Here is an 11569-nt window from a genome sequence, read left to right as displayed (position 1 = left end):
ATGTCCGAGACCTTCGCCACGCGGATCGCGCAGCTGTCCCCCGAGCGCCGCAGGCTCCTCCTCGAACGGCTGGCGCGCGGGTCCGAGCCGCTGCGCGCGCCGCGTGACGGCACGCCGCTGCCGCTGTCGTTCGCCCAGGAGCGGCTGTGGTTCCTGTGGCGGATGGCCCCGGACAGTCCCGCCTACAACGCCCCGGCGGCGGTACGGCTCCGCGGCCCGCTGGAGGTGGATGCGCTCGCCGGGGCGCTGAGCGGGGTGGTGGCCAGGCACGAGGTGCTGCGCACCCGCTACGCCGCGGAGGGCGGGGCGCCCGCCCAGGTCGTGGACCCGCCCGCGCCCGTCGAGCTGCCGGTGATCCACGCCGCGGAGGGCGAGCTGCGCGGACTGGTCGACCGTGAGTGCGCGCTGCCCTTCGACCTGGAGGGCGGGCCGGTCCTGCGCGCCCGGCTGTTCCGCCTAGCCGCCGACGACCATGTCCTGCTGCTGGTCATCCATCACATCGCCTGCGACGGCTGGTCCCTGCCCATCCTGTGGCGGGAGCTGGCCGCCCTCTACCAGGGCGAGTCCCTTCCCGACCTGGAGATCCAGTACGCCGACCACGCCCACCGCCAGCGGCACGCCGCCGCCCACGCAGACACCGCCCATGCAGGCACCGCCCAGGATGACGGCGGCACTGACACCGGCACCGGCCCTGACCGTGACACTGACGACGGACTGGGCTACTGGACCGCCCAGCTGGCCGGCCTGGAGACGCTCGAACTGCCCGCCGACCGGCCCCGGCCGCAGGAGCCCGGGCACCAGGGCCACCACGTGCCGCTGCGCGTGCCGGAGGAGACGGCGCGCACGCTGCGCGCGCTGGCCCGCGACAGCGGCGCGACGGTCTTCATGGTGCTGCTGACCGCCGTCCAGGCGCTGCTGTCCCGCCTGACCGGCCAGCACGACATCGCCGTCGGCACCCCCACGGCCGGCCGCGACCGCCCCGACACCGCCCCGCTCATCGGCTTCTTCGTCAACACCCTCGTGCTACGCGCGGGCACCGGCGACAACCCCACCTTCCGCGACCTGCTGCGCCGGAACCGGACCACCGTGCTGGACGCCTTCGCCCACCAGCACACCCCCTTCGAGCGCGTCGTCGAGCGGCTCAACCCGGTGCGCGGTCCCGGCAGGAACCCGTTGTTCAACGTCATGTTCACCGGCGACAGCGACGCGGCCACCTCGAGGCTGGAGCTGGGCGGGCTGGCCGCGCAGCCGTACCCCTGCGACGCCGGCGGGGCGCTGTTCGACCTGACCTTCAGCCTGCACGACGGCTTCGCCGGCGCCCTGGAGTACGACGCCGAGCTGTTCGACCTGGGCACCGTCGAGCGCATGGCCGACCAGCTGAACGTGCTGCTGCGCCAGGCGGCGGCCGACCCGGACCGGCCGATCGCCGACTACGACCTGGTCACCGACGCCGAGCGGCGGCAGCTGGCGCGCTGGAACGCGACCCGGCTCGCCCGCAACGCCAGGTCCAGCGTCGAGGAGCAGTTCGAGGCCTGCGCCGACACGGCCCCCGGCGACCTGGCGCTGGTGTGCGGGGCCGAGCGGCTCACCTACGGCCAGGTGGAGCGGCGGGCCAACCGGCTGGCCCACCTGATCCGCGAGCTCGGCGCGGGAACCGAGGACGTGGTGGCGATCTGCGTGGGGCGCGGCCCGGACTCGGTGATCGCCCCGCTGGCCGCCCTGAAGGCGGGGGCGGCGTTCTTCCCCGTCGACGCCGACCAGCCGCCGGCGCGGCTGGCCGCGATGCTGGCCGGTACGGCACCGGCGGTCGTGCTGGCGGACTCAGGCTTCGCCGGGCAGATCCCCGACGGCCCCTGGCGGGTGGCCGACATCGGCGGCGACCTCGGCGCGCTGCCCGACCACCGGCCCGCACGCGACGTGCCAGGCTCCGCTCTGGCCTACGTCATCCACACCTCCGGCTCCACCGGCACGCCCAAGGGCGTCATGGTCACCAGGGGCGGCCTGGCCAACCTGCGCGCCGACTGGGCCGCGCGCAGGTACCGCGCCCGCAGGTGGCTGACCGTGGCCAGCCCCTCCTTCGACGTCTTCCTCGGCGACGTGGTGCGCAGCCTGACGTTCGGCGGGAGCCTGGTGATCGCGCCGCGCACCCTGGCTCTGGCTCCCGGCGAGCTGGCCGACGCGCTCGTGGCCGAGCGGATCGACGCCTTCGACAGCATCCCGGCCGTGCTGCACGCGCTGGCCCAGCACGTGGCCGGCAGCGGACGGCGGCTGCCTGACCTGCGCCTGCTCGTCTCGGGCGGCGACGCCCTGTCCGTGGCCGACTGCGAGGCGATCATGGCGGCCCTCGGCTCCGAGGTGCGCGTGCTCAACGCCTGGGGCGCCACCGAGACGACCATCGACAGCACCATCCACGAGGTGCGCAGGGGCGCGCGGACGGTCTCCGGCATCACGCCCGTCGGCGCCCCGGCCGCCAACACCGGTATCCACGTCCTGGACGAGCAGGGCCGGCAGGTGCCGATCGGCGTCGTGGGCGAGCTCCACGTCGGTGGCGAGGGCCTGGCCCGCGGCTACATCGGCCGGCCCGCGCAGACCGCGGCCCGCTTCGTGCCCGACCCGTTCGCCACCGCGCCGGGCGCCCGCCTCTACCGCACCGGCGACCTGGGCCGCTGGTTGCCCGACGGCACCATCGAGTTCCTCGGCCGCGACGACGACCAGGTGAAGATCCGCGGCCACCGCGTCGAGCCGGGCGAGGTGCAGGCCGTCCTGCGCGAGCATCCGGCGGTCGCCGACTGCCACGTGCTGGCCTGGCCCGACGGGCCTGGCAACCACCGGCTGGTCGGCTACGTGGTGCTGACGGGGGAGACCGGCCACGGCGAGCTGCGGGAGTTCTGCAACCAGCGCCTGCCCCGCGCGATGTGGCTGTCGGGGATCGTCGAGGTGGACGCGCTGCCCCGCACCCTGAGCGGGAAGGTCGACCGGGCCCGGCTGCCGCAGCCCGGTCCCGCCGTCTCCCGTGCCCGCCACGAGCCGCCGCGCACCGAGCTGGAGCGCACGGTCGCCGCCGTCTGGCGGCGGGTGCTCCAGGTGCCGGACGAGGTGGGCGCGCACGACGACTTCTTCGACCTCGGCGGGCACTCGATGCTGGCCACCCGCCTGCTCTTCGCGCTCAAGGAGGAGCTCGGCGTCGACCTGCCGGTCACCGCGATCTTCGAGGCGCCGACCGTGGCGGCGCTGGCCGCCCGCGTCGAGACCGCCCGGCCCGCCGCGCCGCCGGTCCTGCGCGCGCCGCGAGAGGGGACCCTGCCCCTGTCCTTCGCCCAGGAGCGGCTGTGGTTCCTGTGGAAGCTGGCTCCCGCCAGCCCCGCGTACAACATGCCGGTGTCCGTACGGCTGCGCGGCCCGCTCGACGTCGAGGCGCTGGCCGGGGCGCTCAGCGGGGTGGTGGCCCGGCACGAGGTGCTGCGCACCCGTTACGTGGAGGTCGACGGCGTCCCCGCGCAGGTGGTCGATCCGCCCGCCCCGGTGGAGCTCGGGGAGGGGCTGGAGGGCGCCTGGGAGGAGCCCTTCGACCTGGAGAGCGGGCCGGTCCTGCGGGCGCGGCTGCACCGCGTGGCCGCCGACGACCACGTCCTGCTCCTGGTCTTCCACCACATCGCCTGCGACGGCTGGTCCCTGCCCGTCCTGTGGTCGGAGCTGGCCGCCCTCTACCAGGGCCGGACGCTTCCCGCCCTGGAGATCCAGTACGCCGACCACGCCTTCCACCAGCGCCGCCACGACTCCGCGGACGGCCTGGCCTACTGGACCGACCGGCTGGCCGGCCTGGAGACGCTCGAGCTGCCCACCGACCGGCCCCGGCCCCACTCGCCCACCCTGCGGGGCGACCACGTGCCGCTGCGCCTGCCGGCCGACGGCGTCCGGCGGCTGGCCCGCGAGCACGGCGCGACCGTCTACATGGTGCTGCTGACCGCCGTCCAGACCCTGCTCGCCCGCCTGACCGGCCGGCACGACATCGCCGTCGGCACCCCCACGACCGGCCGCGACCACCCGGACACCGCGCCCCTGATCGGTTTCTTCGCCAACACCCTCGTGCTGCGCGCCGACACCGGCGGCGACCCCGCCTTCGCCGAACTGCTGCGGCGCACCCGCGCCGCCGTCCTGGAGGCCTTCGCCCACCAGGACACCCCCTTCGAGCGCGTCGTCGAGCGGCTCAACCCGGTGCGCAGCCCCGGCCACAACCCCCTGTTCGACGTGCTGGTGACGTACTCGAAGGAGGAGCCGCGCGACGCGTGGAGCCTCGGCGGGCTGGAGGTCACCCGGCAGGACGCGGACGTTCCCGCCGCCCAGTTCGATCTGACCTTCGCCGTGCACGAGTCGGAGGAGGGGCTGAGCGGCGCGCTGCACTACGCGGCTGACCTGTTCGACCGCTCGACCGCCGAGTCGATGGCCGCGCGGCTGGCCAGGCTGGTCGAGGCGGCCGTGGCCGACCCGGCCATCCGGATCGGCCGCCTGCCGGTGCTCAGCGCCGAGGAGGAGGGGCAGGCCGAGGGGCCGCGCCGCGAGGAGCGGCCGGAGCCGCTGCCCCGGGTCTTCGAGTCGTACGCCGCCCGGACCCCGGACGCTCCCGCGGTGGTCGCCGACGGCCGTACCTGGAGCTATGACCAGGTCAACCGCATGGCCAACCGGCTGGCCCACCACCTGCTGGAGCGCGGCGCCGGACCGGAGACCCTCGTCGCGCTGGCCCTGCCCCGCTCGGCCGACCTGATCACCGGCATCCTGGGCGTGCTCAAGGCGGGCGCCGCCTACCTGCCGCTCGACCTGGAGCATCCGGCCGAGAGGCTCGCCGCCACGCTCCGTGACGCCCGGCCGGTGCTGCTCCTCACCACGCGCGAGGCGGCGCTGCCGTACGAGACGGCGGTGATGATGGAGGAGGTGCCCGCCGGGCCCGAGCACGACCCGGGCCTGCCGCTCGCGCCGGACCGGGCGGCCTACGTCATCTACACCTCCGGTTCCACCGGCACGCCCAAGGGTGTCGTCCTGGAGCACCGGGGGCTGGCCAACCTGACGGCCAATCTGGGTGAGCGGCTGGACGGGGCGGGCGGGCCCGCGCACCGGGTGCTCCAGCTGGTCTCGCCCGGTTTCGACGTCATGGTGTCGGAGGTCGCCACGGCGTTCGCCCGTGGCGGCTGCCTGGTGATCGCACCGGCCACGCTCACCGGGGAGGCGCTGGGGGACTTCCTGCGCGAGCAGCGGGTGAGCCTGGCGCACGTGCCCCCCGCGCTGCTGGCCACCGTGCCCCGCCAGCCGCTGCCCGACCTGCGGGTGCTCGTGGTCGGCGGGGAGGGCTGCCCGCCCGAGCTCATGGCGTGGTGGGCGGCCGGGCGCACGATGATCAACGCCTACGGTCCGTCCGAGGTGACGGTGGACGCGACGGCGTGGACCCACGAGCCGGGACCGGTCATGATCGGCAGGCCCTTGCCGGACATCCAGGTCCACCTGCTGGACGGCGACCTGCGGCCGGTACCGCCGGGCGTGCGCGGCGAGCTGTACATCGGCGGACCCGGCGTCGGCCGCGGCTACCTCGACCGCCCCGCACTCACCGCCCAGCGCTTCATCGCCTGGACCGGCGGCCGCCGCCTCTACCGCACCGGCGACCTGGCCCGCCGCCACCCCGACGGCACCCTCGAATTCCTCGGCCGCGCCGACAACCAGATCAAACTCCGCGGCCACCGCATCGAGCCGGCCGAGATCGAGCACACGCTGAGCCAGGCGCCGGGCGTCGGCCAGGTGGCGGTGATCCTGCGCGACGAGCAGCTCATCGCCTACTTCACCCCGGCCGGCGCCAGCCCCGCGGCCGTGCAGCGCCACGCCCGCACCCACCTGCCCACCCACATGCTGCCGGCCGCCTACCTGCCGCTGCCCGCGCTGCCGCTGACCCCGAACGGCAAGCTGGACCGCCGCGCGCTGCCCGAGCCCCCGGCCACCCGGCACCGGCCGCCCCGCACCCCGCGCGAGCAGACGCTGCTGCGGCTGTTCAACGACACGCTCAACGCCACCCACCTGGGCATCGACGACAACTTCTTCGCCAACGGCGGCCACTCCATCCTGGCCACCCGGCTGATCAGCCGCATCCGCACCGCCCTGGACGCCACCCTCACCATCCGCGACCTGTTCGACCACCCGACCGTGGCGGGCCTGGCGGAGGTCCTGCGCGGCGACGCCCGGCCGGCGCTGCGGCCGATGCCCAGGCCGGAACGGCTGCCGCTGTCGTTCACCCAGCGCCGCCTGTGGTTCCTCAACCGGCTGGAGGACGCCGGCGACCACGCCCAGAACACGCTGGTCTGCCTCAGGCTGCGCGGCCCGCTGGCGGTGCCCGCGCTGGCCGCCGCCCTGTCCGACGTGGTGGCCAGGCACGAGCCGCTGCGCACGGTCTTCCCCGAGGACGAGGCTGGCCCCTACCAGCACGTGCTGCCGCCCGCTCCGGTGCGCCTGACGCCGGTGGACACCACCGAGCGGGAGCTGCCGGAGCTGCTCACCGCGACCACCGCGCAAGGCTTCGACCTGACGCGGGAGGCGCCGGTGCGGATGCGGCTGTTCAGGCTCGGCGCCCGCGAGCACGTCCTGCTGCTGGTGGTCCACCACATCGCCTGCGACGGCTGGTCCATGGCGCCGCTCTCGCGCGACCTTGCCGAGGCCTACCGCGCCCGGCTCGACGGCGGGTCGCCCGGGTGGAGCCCGCTGCCCGTCCAGTACGCCGACTACGCCCTGTGGCAGGAGCCGGGCGACGAGCAGCTGGAGTTCTGGCGCGCCGGCCTGGCCGGCCTGCCCGACCAGCTCGACCTGCCCACCGACCGGCCGCGCCCGGCGATCGCCAGCTACCGCGGCGACACGGTGCCCTTCACGATCCCGCCCGAGCTGCACGAGCGCATGCTGGAGGTGGCCCAGTCGGGCAACCTCAGCCTGTTCATGGTGGTGCAGGCGGCCCTGGCCGCCCTGCTGACCCGGCTGGGCGCGGGCGAGGACGTCCCGATCGGCACCGCGGTGGCCGGCCGGGGCGACGAGGCGCTGGACGACCTGGTCGGCTGCTTCATCAACACCCTCGTGCTGCGGACCGACACCTCGGGCGACCCGAGCTTCCACGAGCTGCTCGAGCGCGTCAGGGAGGGCAACCTGGCCGCCTACGAGCACCAGGACGTGCCCTTCGAGCGGGTCGTGGAGGCGGTCAACCCCACCCGGTCGCTGGCCCGCTTCCCGCTCTTCCAGGTGCTCCTGGTCTTCCAGAACAACGCCCCGGCCGAGCTCGCCTTCGCCGGCCTGGACATCGCCCACGAGCCGGTACGGCACGGCACCGCGGACTACGACCTGACCCTCGACGTGATCGAGAACTACGGCCCCTGCGGACAGCCGGAGGGCATGGCCGCCTACCTCGAGTACGCGGTGGACCTGTTCGACCGGGCCACTGCCGAGGCGCTGGCCGAGCGGCTGCTGCGGCTGCTGGAGGCCGCCGTGGCCGACCCGGACGCCCCGATCGGCGAGCTGCCCGTGCTCAGCGCCGAGGAGGCCCGCCAGGCGGTGGCCCACTCCCACGGCCCCCGCGTCGAAGCGCCACCGCAGACCCTGCCGACCTTCTTCGAACAGCAGGCCGCCCGCACCCCGGACGCCGTGGCCGTGGTGGCCGAGGGGCGCAGCTGGACCTTCGACGAGGTGAACCGCGCGGCCAACCGGCTGGCCCACCACCTCAGGGCACAAGGAGCCGGACCGGAGACGCTCATCGCGCTGGCCCTCCCCCGCTCCGTCCACATGATCACGGCCATCCTGGGCGTGCACAAGGCGGGCGCCGCCTACCTGCCGCTCGACCTGGAACACCCCGAGGAGCGGCTCGCCTACACCCTCCAGGACGCCCGGCCGCTCCTCCTGCTCACCACCCGCGGCACGGCGCTGCCGTACGAGCGGACCCTGGCGATGGAGGACGTGCCGGACGGGCCCGACCACGACCCCGGCACCCCGCCGCTGCCCCGGCACGCCGCCTACGTCATCTACACCTCCGGCTCCACCGGCCGGCCCAAGGGCGTGGTGCTCGAACACGGCGGTCTGGCCCACCTGTTCCACGCGCACCGGCACGGGCTGTTCACCGCGGCGAAGGGCGAGCGGCTGCGCATCGCCTTCGTGGTGCCGCTGACCTTCGACACCTCGTGGGACTCGATCCTGTGGCTGGTCGACGGGCACGAGCTGCACGTCATCGACGACGTGACGCGGCGCACGCCCGAGGACCTGGTCGACTACATCGACCGGCACCGGATCGGCTTCGTGGACCTCACCCCGGTCTTCATGGAGCAGCTGGTCGCCGCCGGGCTGTTCGCGCCGGGGCGGCACCATCCGAAGGCGCTGATGGTGGGCGGGGAGGCGGTCTCGGCCGGGTTGTGGCGGGCGATGCGGCAGGCGACCGACACCGACAGCTACAACTACTACGGCCAGACCGAGTGCACCAACGACAGCACCGGCTACCGGGTGCGTGACGGCGAGGTGCCGCTGATCGGCCGCCCGCTGGTCAACACCGAGGTCCACCTGCTGGACGGCAACCTGCGGCCGGTACCACCGGGCGTGCGCGGCGAACTGTACATCGGCGGACCCGGCGTCGGCCGCGGCTACCTCGACCGCCCCGCACTCACCGCCCAGCGCTTCATCGCCTGGACCGGCGGCCGCCGCCTCTACCGCACCGGCGACCTGGCCCGCCGCCACCCCGACGGCACCCTCGAATTCCTCGGCCGCGCCGACAACCAGATCAAACTCCGCGGCCACCGCATCGAGCTCGCCGAGATCGAGACCGTCCTGGGCGGCGCCCCGGGGATCGCGCAGGCCGCGGTCATCGTCCGCGACGACCAGCTCGTCGCCTATCTCACGCCGGAGAGCGCCGACCCGGCGGCCGTCCACCAGCACGCCCTGGCCCACCTGCCGACGCACATGCTTCCCGCGGCCTACCTGCCGCTGCGCGCGCTGCCGCTGAACCCCAACGGCAAGCTGGACCGCCGGGCGCTGCCGGAACCTCCTCGCGCGCGGCACCGCTCGCCGCGCACGCCGAGGGAGAACACGCTGCTGGAGCTCTTCTCCGACGTGCTCGAGGCCCCAGGGCTCGGCATCGACGACAACTTCTTCGCCAACGGCGGCCACTCCATCCTGGCCACCCGGCTGATCAGCCGCATCCGCGGCACGCTCGGGGTCAGGCTGACCATCCGCGACCTGTTCGCCGCGCCCACGGTCGCCGAGCTCATCGAGCGGCTCGACGGCAGCGGCGGCGCGGACGCCTTCGACATGCTGCTGCCGCTGCGGCCCGCCGGCGACCTGCCGCCGCTGTTCTGCGTCCACCCGGTCGGCGGGGTGAGCTGGTGCTACAGCAGCCTGCTGCCGCACCTGGAGCCCGACCGGCCGGTCTACGGGCTGCAGTCCACCGGGCCGGGCCGGGCCGGATCGGTGGCCGAGATGGCCGAGCAGTACCTGGAGCTGGTCCGCAAGGTGCAGCCGGAGGGCCCCTACCACCTGCTCGGGTGGTCCTTCGGCGGCCTGGTGGCCCACGCCATGGCCGAGCGGCTGGAGAGCGAGCGGGAGGGTCAGGTGGCCCTGCTCGCGCTGCTCGACAGCTACCCGGCCTTCTCCGGCGCGGAACGGCCGGGCATCGAGGACCCGGCCGAGGCCCACGAGCTGCTGATGGACTCCGTCGGCTACGCGGCCGAGTTGGACGAGGAACTCGTGGCCACGATGACCGAGACCGTCCTGCACAACTCCAGGCTGCTGGACGCGCACCGCCCCGGACGCGTCGGCGGCGACGCGATGCTGTTCGTCGCCACGCGGAGCTGGGCTCCGGGGGTGTCCGCCGCCGGGATCTGGCGGCCGCACGTGGCCGGCCGCCTGGACGTCCACGAGATCGACTGCGACCACGAGGCGATGACCAGGGCCGACGCCATGGCCCATATCGGACCGATCGTCGCCGCACACTGCAGGGAGGCATGAGCCCATGTTCAAAGTCGTCGTCAACCACGAGGAGCAGTACTCGATCTGGCCCGCCGGCCGGGACAACCCCGCCGGCTGGACGGACGAGGGTTTCGCGGGCGATCGGGAGCAGTGCCTCGCCCACGTCGCCACTATCTGGACCGACATGCGGCCGCTCAGCCTGAGAGGACAGTAGCGATGATCAACAGCGTGGTGATCGTGGGCGGCGGCACGGCCGGATGGATGACCGCCACCTACCTCAAGGCCGCCTTCGGGGACCGGGTCTCGGTCACCCTGGTCGAGTCGCCGCGGACCCCGACGATCGGCGTGGGCGAGGCCACCTTCAGCACCGTCCGGCACTTCTTCGACTACCTCGGGCTGGACGAGCGGGACTGGATGCCGCAGTGCGCCGCCTCCTACAAGCTGGCCATCAGGTTCCAGAACTGGCGCGGTGACGGCACCCACTTCTACCACCCGTTCGAGCGGCTGCGCGTGAGCGACGGGTTCACCCTGGCCGACTGGCACCTGCGGCTCAACGGCGCCGAGCCGTTCGACCGGCACTGCTACATCACCCCGTGGCTCTGCGAGGCCAGGCGCTCGCCCCGCATGCGCGACGGCAGCCTGTTCGCCTCCGGGCTGGACGGCACGCTCGGCCGCTCCACCCTCGACGAGCAGCGCGCGCAGTTCCCCTACGCCTACCACTTCGACGCCGCCCAGCTGGCCGGGTTCCTGACCGGCCTGGGAGTACGGCAGGGCGTCCGCCACGTGCTCGACGACGTCACCGGTGTCGGGCAGGACGAGCGGGGCTGGATCAGCCACGTCGCCACCAGGCAGCACGGCCGGCTGACCGGGGACCTCTACATCGACTGCACCGGCTTCCGCGGCCTGCTCATCAACGAGACGCTGGGCGAGCCGTTCCGCCCCTTCCTGGACGTGCTGCCGAACAACCGCGCGGTCGCCCTGAGGGTGCCTCGCGAGGAGCAGGAGCTGATCAACCCCTACACCACGGCGACCGCGATGGACGCCGGCTGGATCTGGACCATCCCGCTCTACGGCCGCAACGGCACCGGCTACGTCTACTCCGAGGAGTTCTGCACCCCCGAGGAGGCCGAGCGCACGCTGCGCGCCTTCGCCGCGCCCGGCCGCGACGACCTGGAGGCCAACCACATCCGCATGCGGATCGGCCGCAACCACCGCTCCTGGGTGGCCAACTGCGTGGCCATCGGCCTGTCCAGCGGCTTCGTCGAGCCCCTGGAGTCCACCGGGATCTTCTTCATCCAGCACGGCATCGAGCAGCTGGTCAAGCACTTCCCCGACGAGCGCTGGGACCCGCTGCTGAGCAAGGGCTACAACGACAAGGTGGCCCGGGTGATCGACGGGGTCAAGGAGTTCCTGATCCTGCACTACCGGGCCGGCGCCCGCGCCGACACGCCGTACTGGCAGGAGACCAAGCGCCGCAAGATCCCCGAGAGCCTGTCGGACCTGCTGGAGCTGGCTGCCGGCCGGCTGCCGGACGAGAGCGCCGTCTACCCGTACTACCACGGCTTCGAGCTGTACTCGTGGATCACCATGCTGCTCGGGCTCGGGC

At 74.0% G+C, this 11569-nt stretch carries 3 protein-coding genes; all 3 read left to right on the top strand.

Going from position 1 to position 11569, the window contains the following annotated elements; genetic code table 11:
* A complete protein-coding gene (locus ACWDLG_RS41855; protein ID WP_449930729.1) occupies positions 1-10002 on the top strand; it encodes an amino acid adenylation domain-containing protein in 10002 nt (3333 codons plus the stop codon).
* A 4-nt stretch (positions 10003-10006) separates the two neighbouring features.
* On the top strand, positions 10007-10177 hold the full coding sequence (locus tag ACWDLG_RS41850; RefSeq protein WP_354910868.1) for an MbtH family protein: 171 nt from the start codon (positions 10007-10009) through the stop codon (positions 10175-10177).
* 2 nt (positions 10178-10179) lie between these two features.
* A partial coding sequence (locus tag ACWDLG_RS41845) for a tryptophan halogenase family protein (protein WP_449930727.1) occupies positions 10180-11569 on the top strand: 1390 nt, incomplete at its 3' end.

It is taken from the genome of Nonomuraea sp. NPDC003727 (assembly GCF_053586935.1).
This window is presented reverse-complemented; position numbering and strand designations above follow the sequence as displayed.

What these genes read in the sequence shown, in the direction of transcription:
- ACWDLG_RS41855 (WP_449930729.1), top strand. Translation starts at nt 1, where the DNA reads ATGTCCGAGACCTTCGCCACGCGGATCGCGCAGCTGTCCCCCGAGCGC.
- ACWDLG_RS41850 (WP_354910868.1), top strand. Translation starts at nt 10,007, where the DNA reads ATGTTCAAAGTCGTCGTCAACCACGAGGAGCAGTACTCGATCTGGCCC.